Consider the following 25,350-nt stretch of genomic DNA (forward strand, 5'->3'; position numbering starts at 1 on the left):
AGGTGCCGGCGGCGGTCCGGCCGTACGGGGGTGGGGCCCGCGTACGGCCGTACCGCCGGTACGGTCAGGTGCCGGTGAGGTGCTCCGGACGGACCGGAGTCTTGTTCAGTTCGAGCCCGGTCGCGTTCCGGATCGCCGCGAGGACGGCCGGGGTGGACGACAGGGTGGGGGCCTCGCCGATGCCGCGCAGCCCGTACGGGGCGTGCTCGTCGGCGAGTTCGAGCACGTCGACCGGGATGGTCGGCGTGTCGAGGATGGTGGGGATCAGGTAGTCCGTGAAGGAGGGGTTGCGCACCTTCGCGGTCTTCGGGTCGACGATGATCTCCTCCATCACCGCGACACCGAGGCCCTGTGTCGTACCGCCCTGGATCTGGCCGACGACGGAGAGCGGGTTGAGCGCCTTGCCGACGTCCTGGGCGCAGGCCAGTTCGATGACCTTGACCAGGCCGAGCCCGGTGTCCACCTCGACGACGGCGCGGTGCGCGGCGAAGGAGTACTGGACGTGGCCGTTGCCCTGGCCGGTGCGCAGGTCGAACGGTTCAGTGGGGCGGTGGCGCCACTCCAGCTCCAGGTCGACCGCCTCGCCCTCCAGGACGTCCACGAGGTCGGCGAGCACCTCGCCGCCGTCGGTGACCACCTTGCCGCCCTCCAGCAGGAGTTCGGCGGTGGCCCACGCCGGGTGGTGGGTGCCGAACTTGCGCCGGCCCAGCTCCAGCACCTTCTCGCGGACGTGCTCGCAGGTGTTCTTCACCGCGCCGCCGGTGACATAGGTCTGCCGGGAGGCGGAGGTGGAGCCCGCCGAGCCGACCTGGGTGTCCGCGGGGTGGATGGTGACCTGCTCGACGCCCAGCTCCGTACGGGCGATCTGGGCGTGGACGGTGACGCCGCCCTGGCCGACCTCCGCCATCGCCGTGTGCACGGTCGCGACCGGCAGGCCGCCGACGACCTCCATCCGGACCCGGGCGGTGGAGTAATCGTCGAAGCCCTCGGAGAAGCCGACGTTCTTGATGCCGACGGCGTAGCCGATGCCGCGGACGACGTCCTCGCCGTGGGTGGTGTTGGACAGCCCGCCGGGCAGCGCCCGGACGTCGGCGCCCTCGGTGGTCTCCCACTGGTTCTCCGGCGGCAGCGGCATCGCCTTGACGCGGCGCAGCAGCTCGGCGACCGGCGCCGGGGAGTCGACCACCTGCCCGGTCGGCAGCAGGGTGCCCTGCTCCATGGCGTTCAGCTGCCGGAACTCGACCGGATCCATGCCCAGCTTCTTGGCCAGCTTGTCCATCTGCGCCTCGTACGCGAAGCACGCCTGGACGGCACCGAAGCCGCGCATGGCGCCGCAGGGCGGGTTGTTCGAGTACAGGGCGATGGCCTCGATGTCCACGTTCTCGACCACGTACGGGCCGACGGACAGGGAGGAGGCGTTGCCGACGACGGCCGGGGAGGCGGACGCGTAGGCGCCGCCGTCCAGCACGATGCGGCACTTCATGTGGGTGAGCTTGCCGTCCTTGGTGGCACCGTGCTCGTACCAGAGCTTGGCGGGGTGCCGGTGGACGTGCCCGAAGAACGACTCGAACCGGTTGTAGACGATCTTGACGGGCTTGCCGGTGCGCAGCGCCAGCAGACAGGCGTGGATCTGCATCGACAGGTCCTCGCGGCCGCCGAAGGCGCCGCCGACGCCGGACAGCGTCATCCGGACCTTGTCCTCGGGCAGGCCGAGGACGGGCGCGATCTGGCGCAGGTCGGAGTGGAGCCACTGGGTGGCCACGTACAGGTCGACACCGCCGTCCTCGCCGGGCACCGCGAGACCGGACTCCGGGCCCAGGAACGCCTGGTCCTGCATGCCGAAGACGTACTCGCCGGAGACGATCACGTCGGCGCGGCGGGCCGCGGCCTCGGCGTCGCCGCGCACGATCGGCTGGCGGTGCACGATGTTCGGGTGCGGTACGTGTCCGGCGTGGTGGTCGTCGCGGTGTTCGTGGACCAGTGGGGCACCCTCGCGGGTCGCCGACTCCTCGTCGGTGACCAGCGGCAGCTCGCGGTACTCGATTCTGATCCTGGCGGCGGCGCGGCGGGCGGTCTCCGGGTGGTCGGCGGCGACCAGCGCGACCGGCTCGCCGTGGTGACGGACCTTGCCGTGCGCCAGGACGGGCGTGTCCTGGATCTCCAGGCCGTAGTGCTTCACGTCCGTGGGCAGGTCGTCGTAGGTGAGGACCGCGTAGACGCCGGACTGGGCGAGCGCCTCGGAGGTGTCGATGGAGACGATCTCGGCGTGCGCGACGGTGGAGCGCAGCGTGAAGCCCCACAGCATGTCCTCGTGCCACAGGTCCGAGGAGTACGCGAACTCGCCGGTCACCTTCAGGGTGCCGTCCGGGCGCAGCGTGGAGGCGCCGATGCCCGCGTCGGTCGTGCCGCCCTGGGTGAGGTGGGCGGGTGTGCGGGTGACTCCGCTCATGGTCAGGCCCCCGTTCCGGTGGTCCGCGCGGCGCCGCGGGCGGCGGCGAGCCGGACCGCGTCGAGGATCTTCTCGTAGCCCGTGCAGCGGCACAGGTTGCCGGACAGCGCCTCGCGGATGTCCGCGTCGGACGGCTGGGCGTTGCGCTCCAGCAGTTCGTCGGCGGCGACCAGCAGTCCTGGCGTGCAGAAGCCGCACTGGACGGCGCCCGCGTCGACGAAGGCCTGCTGGATCGGCGACAGCCTGACCTGTTCACCCGTCCGGCCGTCGGCGCCCGCCGGCTCGGCCTGCCAGCGCCGGGCCGCGTCCAGGCTCGTACCGGACGCCGAACCGCAGGCGCCGGTGCCGCAGCCGCCGCGCTGGGCGCGCTGCTCGGCGAAGTCCGCGAGCCCCTCGACGGTGACCACCTCGCGGCCCTCGGCCTGCCCGGCCGCGACCAGGCAGGAGCACACCGGCACGCCGTCCAGGCGGACCGTGCAGGAGCCGCATTCGCCCTGCTCACAGGCGTTCTTCGAGCCGGGCAGGCCCATCCGCTCGCGGAGTACGTACAGCAGGCTCTCGCCTTCCCATACGTCGTCGGCCTGCTGTTCGCGGCCGTTGACGGTGAACTTCACGCGCACTGGGCGCTCCTCTCGTTGCCGCGGTAGGACTCCCAGGTCCAGCCGAGGGTGCGGCGCGCCATGATCCCTACCGCGTGGCGCCGGTACTTCGCGCTGCCGCGCACATCGTCGATCGGGTTGCAGGCGCCCGCCGCCAGCTCGGCGAACTGCTTCGCCACGGACGGCGGAACGGGCCGCCCCGATTCCCAGTACCCGCCCTCCTCCAGGGCCGCCGTCAAGAACTCCTCGGCGGCCTTGGCCCGTACGGGGGTGGGGGCGGCCGAGCCGATGCCGGTCCGTACCGTGCGGGTGCGCGGGTGCAGCGCGAGGCCGAAGGCGCACACCGCGATGACCATCGCGTTGCGGGTGCCGACCTTGGAGAACTGCTGCGGCCCGTCCGCCGTGGGCAGGTGCACGGCGCGGATCAGCTCGTCCGGCTCCAGCGCGTTGCGCTTGACGCCCAGGTAGAAGTCGTCGATGGGAATCATGCGGCGGCCGCGCACCGACTCGGCCTCGACCTCGCCGCCGGAGGCGAGCAGCGCCGGGTGCGCGTCGCCCGCCGGGGAGGCGGTGCCCAGGTTGCCGCCGACGCCGCCGCGGTTGCGGATCTGCGGGGAGGCGACGGTGTGCGAGGCGAGCGCCAGGCCGGGCAGCTCGGTGCGCAGGTGCTCCATGATCTGCGTGTACGGCACGGACGCGCCCAGCCGTACGGTCTCCTCGCCCACCTCCCACTCCCGCAGGTCATCGATGCGGTTCAGGTCGAGCAGGTACTCCGGGCGGCGGTGGTCGAAGTTGATCTCGACCATCACGTCGGTGCCGCCCGCGATCGGCACAGCGGTGGGGTGCTCGGCCTTGGCGGCGAGCGCCTCCTCCCAGCTGGCGGGGCGAAGGAAGTCCATCCGGGGCTCTCTTCCACGTCTCTTCGGCGCGCGTCGCGGCGCCGGGCCGGCCGGGCGCCGGCACCACTCGCGCATTCGGGTCGTCCGTTCCCCGCGGCCGGGACCTGTGGCCCTGGACCCGCGGAGCTGTTCCTGTCCTGTCAACGCGGTGGGGCCCAGTGAACGCGCCCGGCGCCCACCGGGTGCAGTCACCGAAACCATGAAGCGGTTGGCTGGCCACGGCGCCTGTCTTGTAGATTCGAACGAAAGGCGAGGCGCAGAAACCTCGCGGCATTCCACCGGCAACACCAGACAGAAAAGAACGGCGGGCGAGAGACCATGCGGCTCCGCGCACTCCTGGACACCGGCACTCTCGGCCTGCGGCTGCTGGGCGGCGAGGAGGAACTGGACCGTACCGTGCGCGGCGTGATGACCACCGACCTGCGCGACCCCAGCCGCTATCTGTCCGGCGGTGAGCTGGTGCTCACCGGGCTGGCCTGGCGCCGCGAGCCGGAGGACTCCGAACGCTTCGTCCGCATCCTGGCCGCGGCCGGGGTCGCCGGGCTGGCGGCCGGCGAGGCGGAGCTGGGCTCGGTCCCCGAGGACCTGGTCGCGGCCTGCGCCCGGCACCGCCTGCCGCTGTTCTCCGTCGTCGAGGCCGTCTCCTTCGCGTCGATCACCGAGTACGTCGTACGGCAGGTCTCCGGCGAGCGGGCGGGCGACCTGGCCGCCGTGGTGGACCGGCACCGCCGCCTGATGACGTCCGGGCCGGCCGGCGGCGGCCCCGAGGTCGTCCTGGACCTGCTCGGCTCCGACCTGGACCTGCGCGCCTGGGTACTGTCCCCCACCGGCCGGCAGATCGCCGGGTCCACGCTGGCCGGATCAGGCCCCGAGCTGCCCGCCGAGGTGGGCGCCCGGCTGGCGGGCGAGCACCTGGCCGCGTCCCGCGGCGGCCGCCGCGGCCCCTACCGGCTCCCGCTCGGCGGCACCACGTACTCCCTCTTCCCCATCCGCGGCACCGGCCGGGACCTGCGCGAGACCGTGCTGTCCGACTGGCTGCTGGCCGTCGAGGCGGACGCGGGCGACTGGGCCGAGGAGCGCCTGGACCTGCTGCACGGCGTCACCCAGCTGATCGCCGTCGAACGGGACCGCCGCGACGCGGCCCGTACGGTCCGCAGACGCCTCGCGCAGGAAGTCCTCGAACTGGTCCAGACGGGCGCCGCGCCCGCCGAGATCGCGGCCCGGCTGCGGGTGGCCGCGCCGGTGCTGCTGCCCGGGCTGGGCACCGCCCCGCACTGGCAGGTGGTCGTCGCCCGCGTCGAGTGGGAGGGCGGCGACGTGCCCGGCGGGCCGGTCGCCCAGACGCTCCTGGAAGAGGTGCTGGTCGACCCCGGTACGTTCGGGCCCGACCCGTCCGACCGGATCGCCGTCGCGCACACCGGTGACGAGGCGGTGGCCCTGGTGCCGCTGCCGGCCGTGCCGGAGGACGGTGACGCGCGGGACGGCCGGGACGCGTCCGCCGCCGGCCTCCAGGCCGACGCCCTGCTCTCCGTCGTCCAGGAGCCGCTGACCCGCGGCCTGGCCGACGACGGGCGCCTGACCCTCGGCGTCAGCGCCTCCGTCCACTCGGCGGAGGGTCTGCGCGGCGCCCTGGAGGAGGCCCGGCACGCCCGCCGGGTGGCCGCCGCCCGCCCCGGCCGGGTCTGCGCGGCGGGCCACGAGGAGCTGGCCTCGCACGTCCTGCTGCTGCCCTTCGTCCCGGACGACGTACGCCGCGCCTTCACGGCCCGCCTGCTGGACCCGCTGCGCGACTACGACCGCCGGCACCGCGCCGAACTGATCCCCACCCTGGAGGCGTTCCTCGACTGCGACGGCTCCTGGACGCGCTGCGCCACCCGCCTGCACCTGCACGTCAACACCCTCCGCTACCGGGTCGGCCGCATCGAGCAGCTGACGGGGCGGGACCTGGCGCGCCTGGAGGACAAGCTGGACTTCTTCCTGGCGCTCCGGATGAGCTGAGAGTCCGTGTCATGGCCCGGCCGGCTGCCGGACGGCAGGGCACGCATCCGGCCATGCCGGAATGGCGCGTACTCGCCGGTCCGGTGGCCGACACGCAACTGATCGCGACTGCCGCTCAGTTGACTTCGCGTCAGGAGGGGGCGGTGCGGGCTGCGGCGGCGTCACCCGTTCGGAGGTTTCCCGGCAGCTCCGCCGTACCGTGCCCGTGGCACGCCGCTCCCCCGGCGCACCGCGCCCTGCCCGTTTTCCCGGCGCGCCGTCAACCCCGCGAGGCGTCCAAGAGATTGTGAAATCATTCACCTTCCCCCTTGGCCGGGCGCCGGAATCCGTGCTGAGATGCGCCCACTGCTTCTCAGAACCAGCTCGACGGTGCGCTCGGGGAGGGCAATGTGGCGGACACCGCCATGTCAGGAGCCGCGGAGTCCGCGGGAACCGCGGAACCCGTGGAATCGGTGCCGGAGATCCCGGCGGCGAGATCGGCGGCCGGGGCGGACGCCCTGGACCGTGCCGTGTGGCGGCTGCGCTCACGGGGCTGCTGGGACGACGCGGCGGCACTGCTGGAACCACACGCGGCGGGGTTCCCCCCGTACGCGATCCGCCGCGCCGCACTCCTGGTGGAGCGCTGCATGTTCACCGCCACCGGATGGGCCGCGGCCGAGGACGCGCTGCGCGCCGCCGAGGCACTGGCGGGCGACGACGACGAGCGGGGCGCCGCGGCCTGCGAGCGCGGCCAGCTGGCGTACGCGGCCACCGTTCTGGGCGTACGGGACCGCGCCGACGAGGCCCGCTCCGCGCTCGGCCGGGCGGCGGCGCTGCTGGCACCGGCGGCGCCCGGCCGCCCGCTGCTGGACTTCCGGCGCGGCCTGATGGCCGAACACATCGCCGACAGCCCGGAGGCCGCCCGCGCCGCCTACCGGCGTGCCCACGCGGGCGCGACCACGCACGGCGACACCCTGCTGCTGTCCTTCACCTGGCGCCACCTCGCCGGGCTGGCCCTGCGCGACGGCGAACTGGCGGAGGCCCGGCACGGCTTCGCCGAGTCGCTGCGGATCCGCGAGGAACTGGGCTTCCTGGTCGGTACGGCGCCGGCGCTGGTCGCCCTCGCCGACGCGGCGCCGCCGGAGGAGGCGGAGGGACTGCGGACCGAGGCCGCCCGGCTCTTCCGCCTCATGGGCGGTGTGCCGACCTGGCTGGCCGAGCACCTGGCCGACGTGCCGGTGGCGCCCGCGCCTTCGTAGGGCACGGCCGTCCGGCGGCCCGCGGGCGGGCCGCCGGAGGGCGGGGGCGGGTGGCGGCCCGGAGCCGCCGCCGGCCGGGCGCGCGACGGGGCATGGGCGGCTCCGCGGGCCCCACAGGCCCCGAATTTGGCCTCAAGTCGCACTGTCCGTACGGGACTTGGCCCTGGATGCTGGTGCGGTCGACTCCCGACCTACGGCAGCGCCTTCTAGGAGGCCACACCTTGGCAGCAGGAGCACCGCACTCATCGGCCGGCCCGGACTGGGGAAAGGCGGACTTCGAGGCCATCTACGACTGCCCCGACCCCCGCACCTACTTCCGCACGCTGCACCCGCTCGACTACCAGATACCGCACCACGGCCAGGCCGTCTTCCGCACCCTGACCGAGTCGCTGCAACGGCGCCACCCCGGGCGGCCGCCGCTCCAGGTCGTCGACCTGTGCTGTTCCTACGGGGTCAACGCGGCGCTGCTGAACCACAAGCTGGGCCTCGCCGACCTGTACGACCGGTACACCGACGCGCAGGAGACCGGCGGCCTGGCACCCGGCCGGCTGGCCGAGGAGGACCGGGCGTTCTTCGACGAGCTGCGCCGGCCGGAAGCGGTACGGATCATCGGCATCGACGCGGCCCGCCGCGCGGTCGGCTACGCCGAGCGCGTGGGCCTGCTGGACGCCGGGTTCGCCGAGAACCTGGAGGCCGCGGAGCCCACCGCCCGGCTGCGCGCGGCCCTGGCGGGCACCGGCCTGATCACCGTGACGGGCGGCGTGGGCTACATCACCGCCACCACCTTCGGCCGGCTGCTCGCCTGTACGCCCGCCCCGCCCTGGATCGCCGCCTTCGTGCTGCGGACCGTCTCGTACGAGCCGGTCGCCGCGCTGCTCGCCGACGCGGGCCTGGTGACCGAGCGGCTGCCCGCCCGCACCTTCCGCCAGCGCCGGTTCGCCGACCTCGCGGAGCGCCGGGCCGCCTTCGCCGCACTCCAGGCCCGGGGCCTGGGCACCGCGGGCAAGGAGTCGGACGGCTTCTACCACGCGGACCTCTACCTCTCCCGGCCCGCGGCGGACGTGGCGGCGCTGCCCTTGGAGCGGCTGCTTCCCTGAAGACGGCGCCATGTGCCCGGTGCCGGCGGAGGGCGCGCCTCCGGCGGCAGGCGCGCCCCGGCGGGGCGCGCGCTAGCGGCGGGCCGGTGCCAGGTGTTCGCGGGCGATCCGCTCGACGACCGCGTACTCCCGGGCCATCAAGGCGTCCAGCAGCGCCGTGTGCTCGGACGCGGCGGCGAGCAGGTCGGCCGTGCGGGGCCCGGGCGCGCCGGGCACCGGCCACTGCGTACGGCGGTGCAGGTCGTCGGCGACCAGGAGGAGCTGGCGGTTGCCGGTGAGCGCGAGCAGCGCGTGATGGAAGGCGTGGTCGGCCTCCGCGTACCCCGCGCGGTCGCCGCGGGCGGCGGCGGCGACGCCGGCGGCGGCCAGCGGGCGCAGCTCCTCCCACCGCCCGGCCGGCAGCGCCCGCGCCAGCCGCAGCAGCGCCGGCACCTCCAGCATCGCGCGCACTTCGGCCAGCTCCGCGAGGTCGCGGTGGGTGCGCCGGGCGACGCGGAAGCCGCGGTTCGGGGCGACTTCGACCGCGCCCTCACCGGCGAGGGTCTGCATGGCCTCCCGTACGGGCGTGGCGGAGACGCCGTAGCGGACGGCGAGCGCGGGGGCCGAATACACCTCGCCGGGGAGCAGTTCGCCGGATATCAGGGCTTCGCGGAGGGCGGCGAGCACCTGTCCCCGTACGGAGTGCCGCTGCGGCTGCTTGCGCGGCACCGCACCGGCCACACCCTCGGCAACCTCATGGGCATCGTCCTCGGCATCGACAGCGGCAGCGGGCGCGGGCGCCGGAACCGCTCCGCCTCGTACACCGCCGGGCACCGCCCCGGGGACGGGCCCGAACGGGGACAGGGGCGCGGGCACGAACGCCGTGGCGGGGTCGGGCACGCCGGGACGGTGCTCGTACGCGGCGTCCGGCGCGCCGGGGCCGGCGTGCGCGGCGGGGCGCCCCGCGGGCACGTCATGACGGGTGTGCTCGCCCCGCACGGGCTGCGAGCCGCCCTGCGCGGGCACCTGTGCGCGCAGGCGCGGCGCCGGTTCCGCTCTGCCCTGCTCCATGCGGGTTCCTCCTCACGTTCTCCAGCACCATAGGCGCCCCCTGTGACAGTGCAAACCCGGCTCAAAACCACCGAAGATCGGGTAAGGTAAGCCTTACCTGCTAACGACCGCGACATCGGTGGTGTCCCGCATGGCCCCTCTGCTCGCCGACCGGCCGCGTACCGAGCCCCTCGCCGGGGCGTACGCCCGGCTGACCGAGGTGTTCCCCGGACTGACGGTGTCCGCCTGGGAGACGACGGCCCCGCGGGGCGAGGGCTGGGTGACGGCCGCCGAGCTGGCCACCGACCCGGCGGCCCTGGACGCGTTCCTGGCCTGGGACGACGCGCAGGTCGTCCGGGACTACGGGCAGCGGGCCCGCCCCGACGTCGTCGCCGCCTTCGCCCTGCACCGCTACGCCTGGCCCGCCTGCCTGCTGATCACCATTCCCTGGTTCCTGCACCGCCGGGTGCCGCGGCTGCCCGTCGAGGCCGTCGCCCACCACCGCGAGCAGGGCCGGATGGCCGTACGCGTGCGCTCGTTCGCGTGCCTGCCCGGCGACCCGGCGGCCGGGCTGCCCGGCGCCCGCGTCGTACCGGACGAGGAGGCGCTGCGCGCCGAGGTGCGGGAGGCCGTCGCCGAGCACCTCGGACCGGTCCTGGAGGGCTTCCGGCCGCGGCTGCGGCGCGGGCCCCGGGCCCTGTGGGGCATGGTGTCGGACGAGATCGCCGAGGGACTGTGGCACCTGGGCCACCTGCTGGGCGAGGAGCCGCGCGCGGTGGCCGAACTGAAGCGGCTGCTGCCGGGCGGCACGGCCCCGTATCCGGGCGGCGCCGCCTTCCGCGAGCTGACCGGCCCGGACGGCGCGGCACTGCCCACCCGGGACCGGGCGAGCTGCTGCATGTTCTACACGCTGCGCCCCGAGGACACCTGTGTGACCTGCCCGCGTACGTGCGACGCGGATCGCATCAAGCGCCTCACCGCAACCACCTGACACCCACACCACCCGATCGAGTTCCCGGATTCGAACCCAACCCCACTGTTCCCTACGGGAGTTCGGATCGAACACACCTATCCGTAGGCCCCCGCACCTCCCTTGCGGTCCTCTTGCCCGGAAACCCCCGGCGGAGCGGACGGATTCCGCCAGGATGTCGCGCGAAACCGCGTTCGCCGAAGCAAGGGAACCCAGGATGAGAATGACCGATATATCGCTCAATTGGCTGGCTCCGGGGGTCCTGCTGCTCGTCGGCATCCTCTCCACCGTGTTCGTGATCCTGCGCGGCAAGCGCTCGGCCGACGCGGCGGCGGGCGGCGAGGACTCCTGGGAGCGCAGCGAGGAACGCCGGCGCCGGAAGGAGGCCGTCTACGGCACGGCCTCGTACCTGCTGCTGTTCTGCTGCGCCGCGGTGGCGGCGGCCCTCTCCTTCCACGGGCTGGTCGGCTTCGGCGTCACCAACCTCAACCTCTCCGGAGGCTGGGAGTACCTGGTGCCCTTCGGGCTCGACGGGGCGGCGATGTTCTGCTCCGTACTCGCCGTGCGCGAGGCCAGCCACGGTGACGCGGCACTCGGCTCGCGGCTGCTCGTCTGGCTGTTCGCGGGCGCCGCCGCCTGGTTCAACTGGGTGCACGCGCCCAGGGGCTTCGGCCACGACGGCGCGCCGCAGTTCTTCGCCGGGATGTCGCTGTCGGCGGCGGTCCTCTTCGACCGGGCGCTCAAGCAGACCCGGCGGGCCGCGCTGCGCGAGCAGGGCCTGGTACCGCGTCCGCTGCCGCAGATCCGCGTCGTACGGTGGCTGCGCGCCCCCCGGGAGACCTTCGGCGCCTGGTCGCTGATGCTGCTGGAAGGCGTGCGGACCCTGGACGAAGCGGTCGAAGAGGTACGTGAGGACCGGCGGCAGAAGGAGCAGAACCGTCACCGCAGGCGGGAGCGGGACAAGCTGGACCGTGCCCGCATCAAGGCGATCAACCGCCAGCACCGGCACTGGAGCCGCGGCCGCGGCGGCCGGCAGGTACCGCTGACGGCGGGCGTGCCCACCGCACACGGCTCCCCCACCGCCGCGCAGCAGGCCGGCGCGGAACCTGCGATAGCCGGCGGCCCGGAACCCCTGCCGCCCGGACCGCTCCCCGCGGGGTCCGACCCCCTGCAGCCGGCCTCCCGCCCGGCGCTGAAGGCCGTGCACGGCCCCGGCGCCGATCCCGCGGGCCCGTACCAGCGGACCGTGGACCTGACCGCCGAGGACGACACCCAGGCGCTGCCCCGGCTGGACTCCCTGGAGGAGAAACTGGCCCAGATCGAGAAGCAGTTCGGCTGACCCGCGGCGGACCGTGCCCGCACCCCCGGCCTTTTCGTCAGGCCGGTCCGCCGCCCAGCTCGCATCGTCAGGCTGGTCTCCCCGGCCGGACCCGTCAGGCGGCCCCGCCGCCCAGCTCGAACCAGACGCACTTGCCCACGCCGTGCGCCGTGACCCCCCACGCGTCCGCGAGGGAGTGCACCAGCATCAGCCCCCTCCCCGAGGTGCCGTCCGTCGTCGGCGGGCGCAGCCTGGGCCGTCGCCCGACGAAGTCCCGTACCTCCACGCGCAGCCGGTCGGTGACCGTGGCGGTCACGACGGCTCCCCCGTTCGTGTGCACGAGGGCGTTGGTGACCAGCTCGCTGATGAGCAGTTCCGCTATGTCGGCGTCCTGGGACTCCCCCCACTGGCGCAGCAGCTGACGCAGTTCGGCGCGTACGCCCGCCACCGCCGTCAGGTCCGCACGCCGCAGTGTGCGCTCAATCTTCCCCGGCAGCCGGACCCCGTACCGGACGTCACCGCGTCCGTCCACCACTCCGGCTCTGTCCTCGCGCCGCACAGACTGACGCTTCATCCTCCCCGCCCTGTACGCTTTCCGTGCCGTAGCCTCGAACAGCTTCACGGTCATGCATGCCCATCCGCCCCGGCGCCATGCTTCGGCCCGCGAGACGGCGCGACAGCAGACCGCAGGCATGTGCCTGCGGCTCACCTCGGAGAACGCCCGTCAGACGCGGGGTTTCAAGGTCGCGGGATGTTGCGGAGGTTGGAGCGCGCCATCTGGAGCATCCGGCCGACACCACCGTCCAGCACGATCTTGCCGGCCGAGAGCGCGAAGCCCTGCACCATGTCCTTGCTGATCTTCGGCGGCATGGACAGCGCGTTGGGGTCGGTGACGATGTCGACCAGGGCCGGGCCCTTGTGCTTGAAGGCGTCACGCAGCGCGCCGCGCAGTTCCTTGGGCTTCTCCACCCGTACGCCGTGTGCCCCGGCCGCCCGGGCGATGGCGGCGAAGTCCGGGTTGTGGTTGTCCGTCCCGTACGCGGGCAGCCCGGCGACCATCATCTCCAGCTCGACCATGCCCAGCGAGGAGTTGTTGAAGAGGACCACCTTCACCGGCAGGTCGTACTGGACGAGGGTGAGGAAGTCGCCCATCAGCATGGAGAAGCCGCCGTCGCCGGACATCGAGACGACCTGGCGGCGGCGGTCGGTGAACTGCGCGCCGATCGCCTGCGGCAGGGCGTTGGCCATCGATCCGTGGGTGAAGGAACCGATCACGCGGCGGCGGCCGTTGGGGCTGATGTAGCGCGCCGCCCAGACGTTGCACATCCCCGTGTCGACGGTGAAGATCGCGTCCGCCGCCGCCTCCTCGTCCAGCACGGACGCGACGTACTCCGGGTGGATCGGCGTGTGCTTGTCGACCTTGCGGGTGTAGGCCTTGACGACGCCCTCCAGCGCGTCGGCGTGCTTCTTCAGCATCCGGTCGAGGAACGTGCGGCTCTTCTTGGGCGTGATACGCGGATTCAGGCAGCGCAGCGTCTCGCGCACGTCGCCCCAGACCGCGAGGTCCAGCCTGGAGCGGCGGCCCAGCCGCTCCGGCCGCACGTCGACCTGCACGATCTTCACGTCGTCCGGCAGGAAGGCGTTGTACGGGAAGTCCGTGCCCAGCAGGATCAGCAGGTCGCACTCGTGCGTGGCCTCGTAGGCGGCCCCGTACCCGAGCAGGCCACTCATCCCGACATCGAACGGATTGTCGTACTGGATCCATTCCTTCCCGCGCAGCGCGTGCCCCACCGGGGCCTTGAGGCGCTCCGCGCACTCCATCACCTCGGCGTGCGCCCCCGCCGTGCCGCTGCCGCAGAACAGCGTGACCTTCCCGGCGTCCTCGATCATCCGGACCAGCCGGTCGATCTCCGCGTCACCGGGGCGCACGGAGGGGCGCGAGGTGACCAGTGCGGTCTCGATGGAGCGCTCGGGCGCCTCCTCGTCGGCGATGTCACCGGGCAGCGAGACGACCGCGACGCCGCTGAGGCCGATGGCGTTCTGTACGGCGGTCTGCAGCACCCGTGGCATCTGGTCGCGGGTGGAGATCAGCTCGCTGTAGTGGCTGCACTCGGTGAACAGCCGGTCGGGGTGGGTCTCCTGGAAGAAGCCGGTGCCGATCTCGCTGGAGGGGATGTGCGAGGCGAGCGCGAGCACCGGGGCCATCGAGCGGTGCGCGTCGAAGAGGCCGTTGATCAGGTGCAGGTTGCCGGGGCCGCAGGAGCCGGCGCAGGCCGCCAGCCGGCCGGTGACCTGCGCCTCGGCACCCGCCGCGAAAGCGGCCACCTCTTCGTGGCGGACCTGGATCCAGTCGATCGCGGCGTTGCGGCGGATCGCGTCCACCACGGGGTTGAGGCTGTCACCGACGACTCCGTAGAGCCGTTGCACGCCGGCGCGCACCAGAATGTCGACGAACTGCCCCGCCACGGTCTGCTTCGCCATGTCGCCTCGCTCCTCGGGTGCCGGACCGAGGGCAGGCGCATGCCCGACAATGACCCGGCGTGCCGCCCGTTTTGCGGCATTCCTCTGGTTCTATCACTCCCCCGGTCCGCTGTCCGGCCGGACTACGCCTGCCGCGTCATTCCGGGGTGGCCGCGTCCGGGCCCTCCCAGACCGCCACGGCCGTACGGTCCTGCCCGTACCCCTCCGCGTACAGCCGGACGTCGGTCAGGAAGGCCGCGAGCCCCGGCGGCCCGGCACCCGCCCAGCGGGCCGCCAGCCGCCCCGCGAACCCGGCCGCCTCGGTCAGCGGGCCCGCCAGCCCCGCACTGCACAACAGCAGGGTGTCACCGGGCCGCGTCACACAGGCCCGGAAGCGGAACGGCTCCGGCCAGGCCCGGGACGCGGCTTCGTACGGCGGACGCCACTGCTGCCCCGACGGTGAACGGGGCAGGCCGGGGAGGGTTCCGCCCGGGCCCGGCGCGGGCGGGACGAGACCGGGACCGGCTTCGGAACCGGAACCCCAACCAGCACCGGACCCGGACCCGGCACCGGCACCAGGCCCGAACCCGGCATCGAACGGCCGCCGCGCGTCAGGCCGGACGTCGGAAGGCCGCCGCAGATCAGACCGGGTGTCCGACGGCAGGTGCGGGTCAGGCCGGGTGCCGGACGGTCGGCGCAGATCAGGCCGGGTGCCGGACGGCCGCGGGACGCCCTGGCGGAGCGCGTCCGTGGCGGGGTCACCGGGGACCGGCCATGGCGGCGCGGCGCCGGATCCCTCCTGCCCGCGCGCATCGCTCCCGGCGTCCGCCGCACCACCCGCCGCCCCGTCCGCCACGTCCTCCTGGGGCGGCGGAGGCTCCAGGTCCTGCCAGGCGCCGTTGCGCAGCCGGAAGAAACCGCCCGCGCCGACGCCGAAGAACACCCGGGTGCGGCAGGCCGGGTCGGCGGGCAGCAGCAGGCAGCGCAGCGCGGCCGTGTACTGCCCGGGCTCCAGGCCGCGCTCCCCCGCGTACGCGCGGAGCTTGCCGTAGCTGCGGTCGGTGAGGCGGTGCAGGCCGGACTTGAGGGCGCAGCGGTCCCCCGTACGGACGTCCTCGGCCAGCCGGGTGTAGCTGCGGCCGACGGCGCCGCCGATCCAGTGGCACACGTCGCGGGCCGCACGGTGGGCGCCCCCGTACGCGTACGTACCGCCGTCGCCGGCCGCGGTGGCCACGGCGACCAGGATCAGCGCGTGCTGTCCCGCACCGAACCGGGCGGTGAGCAGCGCGTCCCCGCGCGGCTCGGCCCGGCGACGCGCGGCTTCACCCCGCAGCGAGGCCGCCCGCAGCGTGAGCGGGCCGTACCCGGCGCCGTCCAGCTCCGTATCGGCCACGAGGTCGTCGAGCGCGGCCGGATCCGCGGCGGGCAGGGCCATCGGCTCGGGCACGGAACCGGGACCGGCTCGCCCGTCGCAAAGCCCGGCGCCGGCCGCCTCCCCCTCGCCTGCCGGCTCGCCCCCAGGCGTGCGCCCCACCACGCGGAAGGCGGAGTCCACACGGTCGTCGAGCGAGTCCGGGGCCGGCGCGGGGCCGGTGTCCCGCGCCGCTTCGCTGTCGTCCTCGTACAGCTCCCGCCACCAGGAGTTCTCGTGGTGGCGCCGATCCCCCTGTGGGTTCATGCGCCGTATTGTCCACCGGCCCGCGACCCGGAAACAGGGCCCGGGGAACCACCGGACGGGCCGCCCGGCGGGTACACGCCACGGAGGGGGCGGGGGGCGGCCGGCCGGTATGCGCCACGCCCCGCCCGCAAGGGCCCCGGCCGGGGCCGTCCGAGGCGGGCCGAGCGGACCGGCCCCGGCCGAGAAGCGCTCCGGCCCCGCTTCCGGCACGCTGGGGCCATGGGCGTGTGGCAGTTGCTCGCGGTCGGTCTGGTCTTTCTGTTCGGCCTGCTCGGCGTGCTGGTTCCCGGGGTGCCGGGGCCGCCGATCGTCTGGGCGGGTGTGCTGTGGTGGGCGATGACCGAGCAGACCGCTCCGGCCTGGTACGTCCTGTTCGGCGCGAGCGCGGTGCTGCTGCTCAACCAGGCCCTGAAGTGGCTGCTGCCGCCGCGCGACCTGGCCGCCGCGGGCGCGCCGTACCGCACGCTGTTCCTGTCGGGCGTCGCGGGCATCGCGGGGTTCTTCGTCGTACCCGTGGTGGGGGCCGTCCTGGGCCCGGTCGGTGTGCTCTACCTGCTGGAACGGGCGCGGCTGGGCAGTCACGGCGATGCGTGGGCCGCCACCCGTACGGTCATGCGGTCGATCGGCTTCGGTGTGCTGGTGGAACTGTTCGCCTGCCTGCTGGTGGTCGGCGCGTGGACGGGCGCGGTCATCGTCAGCTGATCCCCGTGCGGGCCGGTGCCCGCCGCCCGCCACAGGTGGTGCAGGGCGTACGACCGCCACGGGCGCCACGCCTCCGGGGACGCCGCGCCGCTGTCCCCGCCCACCGGCCCCACGTCCGGGTCGCCCAGCGCCCGCATCCTGATGTACGCGGCAGCCGCCGGGCGCACCCCGGGCAGTCCGCGCAGCGCCCGTTCGGCGGCCTCCCGGTCCGCGCCCGCGTCCAGCGTGACCGCGCCGTCCGCGAGCGCGACGCACAGCGCGCGCACCGCGTCCGGCACCCCGTCGCCGGTCAGCGCGGCGGGCTCGGGGAAGAGGTGGGTCAGCGCGCCGTCCGCCGCGTCCAGCGGCTTCCCGTACGCCCGTACGAGGCCGGCGGCGCGCTCGGGCGGCCCGCCGAGGACGGCGCGTACGGCCAGTTCCTCGGGGTCGGCGGCGCCCGGCGACCGCAGGCCGGGGCGGGCCGCGACGAGCGGGCCGAGCAGCGGGTCCGCGCCCAGCCGCTCGGCGACGGCGAACGGATCGGCGTCCAGGTCGAACAGGCGGCGCATCCGCTGGACGGCCGTGGACAGGTCCCGCAGGTCGGTCAGGTGCAGGCGGCACTCCAGCCAGCCGCCGTCCGCGCCCAGGGCGGCCGGGCGGGCCGGCCCGGAGCGCGGCCGGCGCGGCTGCCGGGCCCCGGTGTGCTCGTGGACCTCGGCGGTGCCGCTGCCGTGCGCCAGGCGCAGCGTACGGCGGTACGTACGGGCGCCCCGGCCACCGCGTACCTCCTCCACGCCGGGCACCGCGCGCGCCTGGAGAAAGTCGAACATCTCGGCAGCCGCGTACGGCCCCCGGTAGGCCAGCCGCAACGGCACCCCGGCCGGCTGCGCCTGCCGCCCGGCACCGGACCCGCCCTCCCCCCTGCTGACACAGGTCCCCGCCGCGGCACGCAGCTCACTCGGCGTACTGGCGTAGATCTCCCGCATCGTGTCGTTGAACTGCCGGATGCTGGCGAACCCGGCGGCGAAGGCCAGGTCGGTGACCGGCAGGCCGGTGGTCTGGAGCAGCAGCCGCGCGGTGTGCGCACGCCGGGCCCGCGCCAGGGCCACCGGCCCGGCACCCAGCTCGGCGGTGAGCTGCCGCTGCACCTGCCGCGCGCTGTAACCCAGCCGCCGCGCCAGCCCGCCGACGCCCTCCCGGTCGACCACCCCGTCACCGATGAAGCGCATGGCACGGCCGACCAGGTCCGCCCGGACGTTCCACTCCGCCGACCCCGGCACGGCGTCCGGCCGGCACCTGCGACAGGCCCGGAACCCGGCACCCTGAGCCGCCGCCGCGGACGCGTAGAACCGCACGTTCGCGCGCTTGGGAGTGACGGCCGGGCAGCTCGGACGGCAGTAGATCCCGGTCGTCACGACGGCGAAGAAGAACTCCCCGTCGAAACGCGCGTCCCGGCTGGACACCGCCTCGTACCTGGTCTCGTCATCCATCACACGATCCAGTGTGCGCCACCGCCCGCACAGCATCTGGCGGAAAACGGACATCACGCTGGGGCAGCGCCCCGGTCCGGTTCACCCGCCAAGACCCGGAACCAGACCCGGAACCAGACCCGGCGCGAAGAGCAGCACGGATGCCACGCCGGCGATGGCGAGAACGATGATGACGGCGGTGCTTCGACTTCCGGCCCGGGTGTTGCCGTATTCCGGTGTTGCCCTGCCTGTCAGCCGGGCGTATGCGACTCGCACCGATCGGGTACGGCAGCTCCAGCACCGCACCACACCGCACCCAGTCATCAAGGCTGACGTTGCCTGCCCTCTCGCATCACCGGGGCGTGCAGGCACGCGGGGCCGATGGCCCACTGCCACTGACGGTACTCCACACGGGGCGGACGCAAGCCGCGACAGGGCCCCGCCATCCGCCAGTTGATGGCGGGGCGCTGTCGGTTCACGGGCTCACAGGCCCCGCTGGATGCCCCGCTTCCTCTCCACCATGTGGCGGCCCAGGGCCTGCTTCTGTTTCCAGTCCCTGCGGAGTTCCGCGCGCAGTCGGGCGTCCGTCTTGGCCACGATGCGTTCGTTCTCGCGCAGGAGCTTGCGGTAGCTGTCCAGGCGCCGTTGCGGCAGGGCGCCGCTGTCGACGGCCGACAGCACCGCGCAGCCCGGTTCCGTAGCGTGCGCGCAGTCGTGGAAGCGGCAGTGCGCGGCCAGTTCCTCGACGTCCGAGAAGGCGCGCGCGAGGCCCGCGTCGGCGTCCCACATGCCGACGCCGCGCAGACCGGGGGTGTCGATGAGCACGCCGCCGCCGGGCAGGACCAGCAGGTCGCGGGTGGTGGTGGTGTGCCGGCCCTTGCCGTCCCGGTCACGGGCTGCCCGTACGTCCTGGACGTCCTCGCCCAGCAGGGCGTTGGCGAGCGTGGACTTGCCCGCGCCGGACTGCCCGAGCAGCACGGACGTGCCTCCGGCCAGTACCGCGGCGAGGACGTCGAGCCCTTCACCGTCGGTCGCGCTGACCGCCAGCACCTGCACCCCGGGCGCGGCGGTCTCCGCGTCGGCGATCAGGTGGGCCAGCACGTCCGGGTCGCCGGCCAGGTCGGCCTTGGTCAGGACGAGCAGTGGCTGGGCGCCGCTCTCCCAGGCCAGGGAGACGAAGCGCTCGATGCGCCCGAGGTCCAGCTCCACGGCGAGCGAGACCGCGACCACGGCGTGGTCCACGTTCGCCGCCAGCACCTGCCCCTCGGACCGTTTGGAGGAGGTGGACCGTACGAACGCGGTGCGCCGCGGCAGCAGCGCCCGCACCGCACCGTCCCGGCCCGCGCCGACCTCGCCGAGGTCGATCACGGCCCAGTCGCCGGTGCACGGCACGCGCATGGGGTCGCTGGTCGCCACCAGCGCGGTGTCCGCCAGTACGGTCCGTACGCCGTCCCCGTCGGGGACCACGGCGTCCACCCGCCCGCGGTCGACGCGGACGACCCGGCCGGGTACGTACCCCTGCCCGGCATACGGAGCGAAACTCTCCGCGAAGCCGTCGTCCCAGCCGTAGCCGGTCAGCGGGCGCGGCGAAGCGGAGGAAGAAGAGGAAGAAGAGGAAGGAAAGGAGAAGGAAGGGGAAGAAGCGGAAGACGGTTGCAAGGGGAACCCTTCGCAAGGGTGGCCCCGGCTCCACGCGTCCAGCGCGCGGCGTAAAGGTGAGGGTTCGTCAGCCGGAGACCACGGAGGTGGAATTGATGGTCTTCTGATTGCGGGCAGCGCCCAGCGCAATGACAGCCATCGGGTCACACCTCCTGGTTCTTCCACAGCCGGCCACGGCGGCCGACGGCCACCGCGAGGAACGCCGTCACTCTAGCCGGACCGCGAGACGCGGCGCACCTGATTTACGGGCGGCTCCTCGCGTCCGTCGGCGCGGACCCGCCGCACCGGCCCGGTGCCGCGCGGGATCAGCATCGGCCGGGAGAGCGTGGCGCCGCGCTCCAGGGCGATGTGAACGCACTTCAGGCCGCGCGCGGCCGCGTACTCCTCCAGGTCGGCGGCCGCGCCCGGTGGTCCCGCGCCGGTGCCGGCCCCCGGGCCCGTCCCCGTGCCTGACGCGCTCCGGATGGGCTCCGGGCGCACTCCGGGCGGGCTCCGACGTGCGCGAACGCAGGGGTGCGCCCCCTCCCCCCGGCAGCCTCCGTGAGGGCGTGGACAGACCGGTTTGACTCCTGTCACGATGGGGTCATGTCCCTACAGACAGACCGGTCTTCTCTGGCCGGTCCGGATGCCCTGGGGGTCCGTACCCGGCTGTTCGGTTCCTGTGCCGTGCTGACCGTGCGGGGCGAGATCGATTACGGCACCGTGCCGGTGCTGGACGAAGCCGTCGAAGCGCTGCCGTCCGGCCTGGGCAGTGTGGTGCTGGAGATGACCGGTGTCACGTTCATGGACGCGGCCGGGCTGCACTTCCTGCGGCGGCTGGACGCCTACGGGCAGCGGCGGCGCATTCCGGTGCGGGCGCTGAACCTGCGGCGGCAGCCTCAGCGTGTGATGGAGCTGGCCCGTAAGTGGCCGGGCACGCCGCAGCGGGACAAGTTCTTCGGCTGTGCGGCGCCCGCGGGGGTGCCGACGGCGGTTCAGGAGCCGCAGTGAGGCGGCGTTCTCTCGCGGTGCTGCGGCTCGTCGCCGCTTCGGGTGCGCGGCGTGTGAAGCCGCGGGAGGTGTCCGGCGGGCCGGACGACGCGGTGGTCGATCAGCTGCGGGCGGAGAACGCGCGGTTGCGGCAGGCACTGGAGCGCCGGCCGGTGATCGACCAGGCCCGCGGCGTCCTCATGGCCACCGAGTCCTGCACCGCCGAGCAGGCCTGGGACATCCTGCGGCAGACCTCGCAGCACACGAACGTCAAGGTGAGCGAGGTCGCCGGTGAGGTGGTCGCGGGCGCGACCGGGCCGGTCGCGCCCGGACCGGTGCGTACGGGACTGCGGGCGGCGCTGGCCCGGCACCGGGCGACGGCCGCCGCCCGGCGGAAGGCCTGACAGGGGTTCAGGCGGAAGGCCTGACGGGGGTTCAGGGCACACCGGGGGCGCGGATACGGGGGCGGACGTCCAGCCCGCCGCCTCAGTCCGTCAGCTGCGGCAGAACCTTCGTGCGGTAGAAGTCGAAGAAGCCGCGCTGTTCCGGGCCGATCTGGTTGACGTAGACGGTGTCGAAGCCGGCCTCGCCGTACGCGCGGAGGGCGGACACGTGGGCGTCCACGTCGTCGCCGCAGGTGACCGCCTCGGCGACGCGTTCGGGAGTGACCAGTTGGGACGCCTGCTCGAAGTGGCGGGGGGTGGGGAGGATCTGCGGCAGTTCGCCGGGGAGCTGTTCGTTGGCCCACAGGCGGTGTGCGGTGCGTACGGCCTCGTCGCGGTCCTGGTTCCAGCAGACCTTGACGCCGCCCAGGACGGGCTTGTTGCCGCCGCCGCCCCGCCGGAAGCGTTCGACGGCGTCCGCGTCGGGGGTCATGGTCACGAAGCCGTCGCCGACGCGGGCGGCCAGTTCGGTGGCGTTGGGGCCGAACGCGGAGACGTCGATGGGCACCGGCTCGGCGGGGACGGTGTAGAGGCGGGCGTTCTCCACGGTGTAGTGCTTGCCGTGGTGGCTGACCTCGCCGCCCTCGAAGAGCTGCCGCATCACCTGGACGGCCTCCTCCAGCATCTCCAGGCGTACCGAGGCCTGCGGCCAGTGGTCGCCGAGCACATGCTCGTTGAGGGCCTCGCCGCTGCCGACGCCGAGCCGGAAGCGACCGCCGAGGAGGACCGCGCTGGTGGCTGCCGCCTGGGCCGTGATGACGGGGTGCAGCCGCATGATGGGGCAGGTCACCGCGGTCTCCACGGGCAGCGAGGTGACCTGTGACAGTGCTCCGATCACCGACCAGACGAAGGGGCTCTGGCCCTGTGCGTCGTTCCACGGGTGGAAGTGGTCGGAGATCCACAGTTTGGTGAAGCCGGCCTGCTCCGCCATGCGGGCCTGTTCGACCAGTTCCGCCGGGCTGTGCTCCTCGCAGGAGAGGAAGTATCCGTAGTCGGTCATCGGGGCTCCGTGCGGTCTCGACGGCCCGCGGAGGGCCGGGGTGGGTGGCTGGTGGGTCGCCCCCGTGGGTGATGCGCCGGGTAACCCTTTCGCCGCCGGGAAAACCCGCGTGGAGGCGGTGCGGGCGCGGACCGGTGGCGTACGGCCAGGGGCGGTACCGGGCGGCGTACGCCCGTACCGCGGCGCACGGCCCGTACCGGGCGTGCGGAAACGATTCGGGCCGGGCGATGCGGGTACTGGAGCTGCCACGACGGAGAACACCGCTTTAGACTCAAAAGCGGCTTTTGCGCCACCGGCGGCCGGCGATTCCCGGCCGGGGCCGTCCGGCGGGCCGGCCGCCAGGACAAGGAGATCCGCGATGCGAGCGAACGTCTGGCACGGCAAGCGTGACGTCCGCGTGGAGAACGTCCCCGACCCGAAGATCGAGAAGCCGACCGACGCGGTCATCAAGGTCACGTCCAGTGGTCTGTGCGGTTCCGACCTGCATCTGTACGAGGTCCTCACCCCGTTCATGACGCCCGGCGACATCCTGGGGCACGAGCCGATGGGGGTGGTGGAGGAAGTCGGCCCGGAGGTGACGGGCCTCAGCCCGGGCGACCGGGTGGTGATCCCCTTCCAGATCGCCTGCGGCACCTGCCGGATGTGCCGCGACGGCCTCCAGACGCAGTGCGAGACGACGCAGGTCCGCGAGCACGGCTCGGGGGCGGCGCTGTTCGGGTACACCAAGCTCTACGGTTCGGTGCCCGGCGCGCAGGCCGAGTTCCTACGGGTGCCGCAGGCCCAGTACGGGCCGATCAAGGTGCCGCACGGGCCGGCCGACGACCGCTTCGTCTACCTGTCGGACGTGCTGCCCACCGCCTGGCAGGCGGTCAAGTACGCGGGTGTCACCAAGGGCAGCAGCGTCGCCGTCCTGGGGCTGGGGCCGATCGGCGCGATGTCCTGCCGGATCGCCCGGCACCTCGGCGCCGAGCAGGTGATCGGCATCGACCATGTGCCGGAGCGGCTGGCGCGGGCCCGCCGGGACGGGGCGACCGTCTTCGACCTGGACGCCTTCGACGACGAGGACGGGCTGCTGGACGCGGTCAAGGACATCACCGACGGGCGCGGCCCGGACGCCGTCGTCGACGCGGTGGGCACCGAGGCGCACGGCAGCCCCGCCGGGAAGCTGGCGCAGCAGGCCGCCGGGCTGATGCCGTCGCGCTGGGCGGAGAAGCTGATGAGCAAGGCGGGGGTGGACCGGCTGAGCGCGCTGCACCTGGCCATCTCGATGGCGCGGCGCGGCGGCACGATCTCCATCAGCGGGGTGTACGGCGGGATGAGCGACCCGATGCCGATGCTGGTGATGTTCGACAAGCAGCTGACGTTCCGGATGGGGCAGGCCAACGTACGGCGCTGGGCGGACGACATCCTTCCGCTGCTCACCGACGAGGACCCGCTGGGCGTGGACGACTTCGCCACCCACCGGCTGCCGCTGGACCGGGCACCCGAGGCGTACGAGATGTTCCAGAAGAAGACCGACGGCGCGATCAAGGTGCTGTTCACCCCGTGACGGGGCGGCACGGGGCGCGCCGGAGTACCCACGGGGCGAGGTGAAAGGACCGGTCATGCCGCATTTCGCTGCCGCGCCGCCGATCGCGGGGCTGACGGCCCTGGTGACGGGCGGGTCGCGCGGCCTGGGGCTGCTGATGGCGCGTCAACTGGCGGCGCGCGGCTGCCGGGTGACGATCCTGGCGCGCGACGGGAAGGAGCTGGCGGAGGCCGCCCGGTCGCTGCGGCGCCCCGGCGGGCCGCCGGTCGCCACGGCGGTGTGCGACGTCCGGGACCGGGCGGCGGTCGAGGCGGTGGCCGAGGAGGTCGCGGCGCGCGAGGGCGGCTTGGACATCGTCATCGCCAACGCCGGGATCATCCAGGTGGGCCCGTCGGCCTCGCTGGGGCACGAGGCGTTCCACGACGCCATGCGGACGATTTTCGAAGGGGCGCTCAACACGTCCCTGGCCACCCTCCCCCACCTGCGGCGCAGCCCGGCCGGCGGGCGGCTGGCGCTGATCGGCTCGGTCGGTGGTCTGCTGGCCGTACCGCATCTGCTGCCGTACTCCTGCGCCAAGTTCGCCGTCGCGGCGCTGGCCGAGGGGCTGCACACGGAGGAGAGCGCGTACGGCGTGTCGGTGACGGCGGTGCACCCGGGGCTGCTGCGGACCGGGTCGCATCTGCACGCGCAGTTCGGCGGGGACGCGCCGCGGGAGTTCGCCTGGTTCTCGGCGCTGGCGGGCACGCCGGTGCTGTCGATGAACGCCGGGCGCGCCGCCGAGCGCATCGTCTCCGGGGTGCAGCGCCGCCGCCCGCGCGTGGTGCTGACCCCGGCCGCCCACCTGGCCGCCACCGCGCACGGCCTGGCCCCCGTCTTGACGACCCGCCTGTCGTCGGTCCTGGCGCGGGTCCTGCCGCGGGACGCGGTGGGCGCGCCGGGCGTGACCGAGGGCGTCGCGGTGCAGAGCGGCGGGCCCGCGCCCGCCTCGCGGCTGCGCAAGGTGTTCAGCGCGCTCAACGACCGCGCCGCCGGGCGCTTGAACCAGCTGGGGAGGGCGGCGCCGCCCTCCTGACGTGATCACAGCGACATGAACTCTGCGCCGGCAGCGGCCGGCCCTCGCGGAAGGAAGGACACGGGTGAGCCCACGCGGAGCCGCACTCTTCGATGTCGACGGAACGCTGGTCGACAGCACCTACCTGCACGCCGTCACCTGGTGGGAGGCGTTCCGGCAGTCCGGCCACCGGGTGCCCATGGCGGAGATCCACCGGACCATCGGCATGGGGTCCGACCACCTGATCGGCCGGCTGCTCGGCGAGGACCGGGACACCGACGAGGACGAGACCATCCGGACGGCGCACGGCACGCTCTTCGCCCAGTACTGGGAGCGGCTGGCTCCGCTCGACGGCGCCGCCGAGCTGCTGCGGACGTGTGCGCAGCGCGGCTGGACGGTGGTGCTGGCCAGTTCGGCGCACGGTCCGGAGCTGGCGGCGATGCGGCGCGCGCTGGACGCGGAGGACGCCATCACCGCGGTGACCAGCTCCGACGACGTGTCGGCGAGCAAACCGGCGCCCGATCTGGTACAGAGCGCCCTGGAACACAGCGGCGTCGACGCCGGCTCGGCGGTGTTCATCGGCGACACCGTCTGGGACGTACGGGCCAGCCACCGCGCCGGTGTGCCGTGTCTGGCGGTGCTCAGCGGCGGCTACCCGGAGCGCGACCTGCGGGAGGCGGGCGCGCACGAGGTGTACGAGGGCCCGGCCGACCTGATGGAGCGCCTGGACAGCAGTCTCCTGGCGGAGCCGGGCACCCGGGGCGGGTGACCCGCGGCCGGCCGCCGGACCGGCCAGGACGGCCGCGTACGGCGCG

General features: G+C 74.0%; 20 protein-coding genes and 1 pseudogene. 11 read left to right on the forward strand and 10 right to left on the reverse strand.

From position 1 onward, the window contains the following. Positions 1 to 64: 64 nt before the first annotated feature. The 3 genes from AB0L45_RS32845 to AB0L45_RS32855 are packed head-to-tail and all read right to left on the reverse strand — an operon-like array spanning position 65 to position 3,947. Complete coding sequence (locus tag AB0L45_RS32845) at positions 65 to 2,449, reverse strand: molybdopterin cofactor-binding domain-containing protein (protein WP_365846532.1); 2,385 nt, start codon at positions 2,447 to 2,449, stop codon at positions 65 to 67. 2 nt (positions 2,450 to 2,451) lie between these two features. After that, on the reverse strand, positions 2,452 to 3,069 hold the full coding sequence (locus AB0L45_RS32850) for a (2Fe-2S)-binding protein (RefSeq protein WP_365846534.1): 618 nt from the start codon (positions 3,067 to 3,069) through the stop codon (positions 2,452 to 2,454). Then, positions 3,060 to 3,947 carry a xanthine dehydrogenase family protein subunit M gene (locus tag AB0L45_RS32855; protein WP_365846536.1) on the reverse strand — a complete coding sequence of 296 codons (888 nt, stop codon included), beginning with the start codon at positions 3,945 to 3,947 and terminating at the stop codon, positions 3,060 to 3,062. Before AB0L45_RS32855 ends, AB0L45_RS32850 begins: the two co-directional genes overlap by 10 nt. 318 nt (positions 3,948 to 4,265) lie before the next feature. Between AB0L45_RS32855 and AB0L45_RS32860 the strand changes: the two genes are divergently transcribed. The 3 genes from AB0L45_RS32860 to AB0L45_RS32870 all read left to right on the forward strand — a co-directional run bounded on the left by AB0L45_RS32860 (position 4,266) and on the right by AB0L45_RS32870 (position 8,280). After that, on the forward strand, positions 4,266 to 5,945 hold the full coding sequence (locus AB0L45_RS32860) for a PucR family transcriptional regulator ligand-binding domain-containing protein (RefSeq protein WP_365846538.1): 1,680 nt from the start codon (positions 4,266 to 4,268) through the stop codon (positions 5,943 to 5,945). A gap of 389 nt (positions 5,946 to 6,334) precedes the next feature. Next, the gene (locus AB0L45_RS32865) at positions 6,335 to 7,183 is read left to right on the forward strand and encodes a hypothetical protein (RefSeq protein WP_365846540.1); all 849 of its coding nucleotides are present in this window, start codon (positions 6,335 to 6,337) and stop codon (positions 7,181 to 7,183) included. 221 nt (positions 7,184 to 7,404) lie between these two features. Then, the gene (locus AB0L45_RS32870; protein ID WP_365846542.1) at positions 7,405 to 8,280 is read left to right on the forward strand and encodes a hypothetical protein; all 876 of its coding nucleotides are present in this window, start codon (positions 7,405 to 7,407) and stop codon (positions 8,278 to 8,280) included. Positions 8,281 to 8,352: 72 nt separating this feature from the next. On the opposite strand, the gene AB0L45_RS32875 is transcribed toward AB0L45_RS32870, so the two are convergent. Then, entirely contained in the window at positions 8,353 to 9,330 is a 978-nt protein-coding gene (locus AB0L45_RS32875; protein WP_365846544.1) for a GntR family transcriptional regulator, read from the reverse strand. Between the two features lie 130 nt (positions 9,331 to 9,460). Between AB0L45_RS32875 and AB0L45_RS32880 the strand changes: the two genes are divergently transcribed. Together AB0L45_RS32880 and AB0L45_RS32885 are read left to right on the forward strand one after the other, a co-directional pair. Further along, entirely contained in the window at positions 9,461 to 10,300 is an 840-nt protein-coding gene (locus AB0L45_RS32880; protein ID WP_365846546.1) for a (2Fe-2S)-binding protein, read from the forward strand. A gap of 196 nt (positions 10,301 to 10,496) precedes the next feature. Beyond that, positions 10,497 to 11,618 carry a DUF2637 domain-containing protein gene (locus AB0L45_RS32885; RefSeq protein ID WP_365846548.1) on the forward strand — a complete coding sequence of 374 codons (1,122 nt, stop codon included), beginning with the start codon at positions 10,497 to 10,499 and terminating at the stop codon, positions 11,616 to 11,618. 94 nt (positions 11,619 to 11,712) lie between these two features. On the opposite strand, the gene AB0L45_RS32890 is transcribed toward AB0L45_RS32885, so the two are convergent. From AB0L45_RS32890 to AB0L45_RS32900, 3 genes are all read right to left on the reverse strand, one after another. Next, complete coding sequence (locus AB0L45_RS32890; RefSeq protein WP_365846550.1) at positions 11,713 to 12,171, reverse strand: ATP-binding protein; 459 nt, start codon at positions 12,169 to 12,171, stop codon at positions 11,713 to 11,715. A 164-nt stretch (positions 12,172 to 12,335) separates the two neighbouring features. Then, entirely contained in the window at positions 12,336 to 14,078 is a 1,743-nt protein-coding gene (locus AB0L45_RS32895) for a pyruvate dehydrogenase (RefSeq protein WP_365846552.1), read from the reverse strand. A 136-nt stretch (positions 14,079 to 14,214) separates the two neighbouring features. Next, positions 14,215 to 15,735 carry a protein phosphatase 2C domain-containing protein gene (locus AB0L45_RS32900; protein WP_365846554.1) on the reverse strand — a complete coding sequence of 507 codons (1,521 nt, stop codon included), beginning with the start codon at positions 15,733 to 15,735 and terminating at the stop codon, positions 14,215 to 14,217. 219 nt (positions 15,736 to 15,954) lie between these two features. Here AB0L45_RS32900 and AB0L45_RS32905 point away from each other — a divergent pair. Then, positions 15,955 to 16,428, forward strand: a pseudogene (locus AB0L45_RS32905) (DUF456 domain-containing protein); the annotation flags it as partial. Here the strand turns inward: AB0L45_RS32905 and AB0L45_RS32910 are convergent. After that, positions 16,314 to 17,906, reverse strand: coding sequence for an AlkA N-terminal domain-containing protein (locus AB0L45_RS32910; protein WP_365846556.1), 1,593 nt, complete (start codon positions 17,904 to 17,906; stop codon positions 16,314 to 16,316). The pseudogene AB0L45_RS32905 and the gene AB0L45_RS32910 overlap by 115 nt on opposite strands. A gap of 462 nt (positions 17,907 to 18,368) precedes the next feature. Continuing rightward, positions 18,369 to 19,463, reverse strand: coding sequence for a ribosome small subunit-dependent GTPase A (gene rsgA, locus AB0L45_RS32915; RefSeq protein WP_365846660.1), 1,095 nt, complete (start codon positions 19,461 to 19,463; stop codon positions 18,369 to 18,371). A gap of 666 nt (positions 19,464 to 20,129) precedes the next feature. On the opposite strand from rsgA, the gene AB0L45_RS32920 reads away from it, so the two are divergent. Then, positions 20,130 to 20,534 (forward strand): STAS domain-containing protein, encoded by a 405-nt coding sequence (locus tag AB0L45_RS32920; RefSeq protein WP_365846558.1) that lies wholly within the window; start codon positions 20,130 to 20,132, stop codon positions 20,532 to 20,534. Further along, positions 20,531 to 20,917, forward strand: coding sequence for an ANTAR domain-containing protein (locus tag AB0L45_RS32925; RefSeq protein ID WP_365846560.1), 387 nt, complete (start codon positions 20,531 to 20,533; stop codon positions 20,915 to 20,917). The genes AB0L45_RS32920 and AB0L45_RS32925 overlap by 4 nt, the downstream gene beginning before the upstream one ends. An 82-nt stretch (positions 20,918 to 20,999) precedes the next feature. Here the strand turns inward: AB0L45_RS32925 and AB0L45_RS32930 are convergent, their stop codons facing one another. Then, a complete protein-coding gene (locus AB0L45_RS32930) occupies positions 21,000 to 21,956 on the reverse strand; it encodes an LLM class F420-dependent oxidoreductase (RefSeq protein WP_365846562.1) in 957 nt (318 codons plus the stop codon). 358 nt (positions 21,957 to 22,314) lie between these two features. Here AB0L45_RS32930 and AB0L45_RS32935 point away from each other — a divergent pair, with 358 nt between their 5' ends. From AB0L45_RS32935 to AB0L45_RS32945, 3 genes are all read left to right on the forward strand, one after another. Beyond that, a complete protein-coding gene (locus AB0L45_RS32935; RefSeq protein ID WP_365846564.1) occupies positions 22,315 to 23,505 on the forward strand; it encodes a zinc-dependent alcohol dehydrogenase in 1,191 nt (396 codons plus the stop codon). Positions 23,506 to 23,560: 55 nt separating this feature from the next. Then, positions 23,561 to 24,556 carry an SDR family NAD(P)-dependent oxidoreductase gene (locus AB0L45_RS32940; protein WP_365846566.1) on the forward strand — a complete coding sequence of 332 codons (996 nt, stop codon included), beginning with the start codon at positions 23,561 to 23,563 and terminating at the stop codon, positions 24,554 to 24,556. Positions 24,557 to 24,620: 64 nt separating this feature from the next. Further along, positions 24,621 to 25,304: an HAD family hydrolase gene (locus tag AB0L45_RS32945; protein ID WP_365846568.1), complete on the forward strand. Its 684-nt coding sequence runs from the start codon at positions 24,621 to 24,623 to the stop codon at positions 25,302 to 25,304. Positions 25,305 to 25,350 lie beyond the last annotated feature (46 nt).

This window comes from Streptomyces sp. NPDC052496, assembly GCF_040679095.1.
In the GTDB taxonomy this organism is placed as follows: domain Bacteria; phylum Actinomycetota; class Actinomycetes; order Streptomycetales; family Streptomycetaceae; genus Streptomyces.

Coding starts and splice junctions, on each gene's coding strand:
- AB0L45_RS32845 (WP_365846532.1), bottom strand. CDS start 2,449: ATGAGCGGAGTCACCCGCACACCCGCCCACCTCACCCAGGGCGGCACG.
- AB0L45_RS32855 (WP_365846536.1), bottom strand. CDS start 3,947: ATGGACTTCCTTCGCCCCGCCAGCTGGGAGGAGGCGCTCGCCGCCAAG.
- AB0L45_RS32860 (WP_365846538.1), top strand. CDS start 4,266: ATGCGGCTCCGCGCACTCCTGGACACCGGCACTCTCGGCCTGCGGCTG.
- AB0L45_RS32875 (WP_365846544.1), bottom strand. CDS start 9,330: ATGGAGCAGGGCAGAGCGGAACCGGCGCCGCGCCTGCGCGCACAGGTG.
- AB0L45_RS32880 (WP_365846546.1), top strand. CDS start 9,461: ATGGCCCCTCTGCTCGCCGACCGGCCGCGTACCGAGCCCCTCGCCGGG.
- AB0L45_RS32885 (WP_365846548.1), top strand. CDS start 10,497: ATGAGAATGACCGATATATCGCTCAATTGGCTGGCTCCGGGGGTCCTG.
- AB0L45_RS32890 (WP_365846550.1), bottom strand. CDS start 12,171: ATGAAGCGTCAGTCTGTGCGGCGCGAGGACAGAGCCGGAGTGGTGGAC.
- AB0L45_RS32895 (WP_365846552.1), bottom strand. CDS start 14,078: ATGGCGAAGCAGACCGTGGCGGGGCAGTTCGTCGACATTCTGGTGCGC.
- AB0L45_RS32900 (WP_365846554.1), bottom strand. CDS start 15,735: ATGAACCCACAGGGGGATCGGCGCCACCACGAGAACTCCTGGTGGCGG.
- AB0L45_RS32910 (WP_365846556.1), bottom strand. CDS start 17,906: ATGGATGACGAGACCAGGTACGAGGCGGTGTCCAGCCGGGACGCGCGT.
- AB0L45_RS32920 (WP_365846558.1), top strand. CDS start 20,130: ATGTCCCTACAGACAGACCGGTCTTCTCTGGCCGGTCCGGATGCCCTG.
- AB0L45_RS32930 (WP_365846562.1), bottom strand. CDS start 21,956: ATGACCGACTACGGATACTTCCTCTCCTGCGAGGAGCACAGCCCGGCG.
- AB0L45_RS32935 (WP_365846564.1), top strand. CDS start 22,315: ATGCGAGCGAACGTCTGGCACGGCAAGCGTGACGTCCGCGTGGAGAAC.
- AB0L45_RS32940 (WP_365846566.1), top strand. CDS start 23,561: ATGCCGCATTTCGCTGCCGCGCCGCCGATCGCGGGGCTGACGGCCCTG.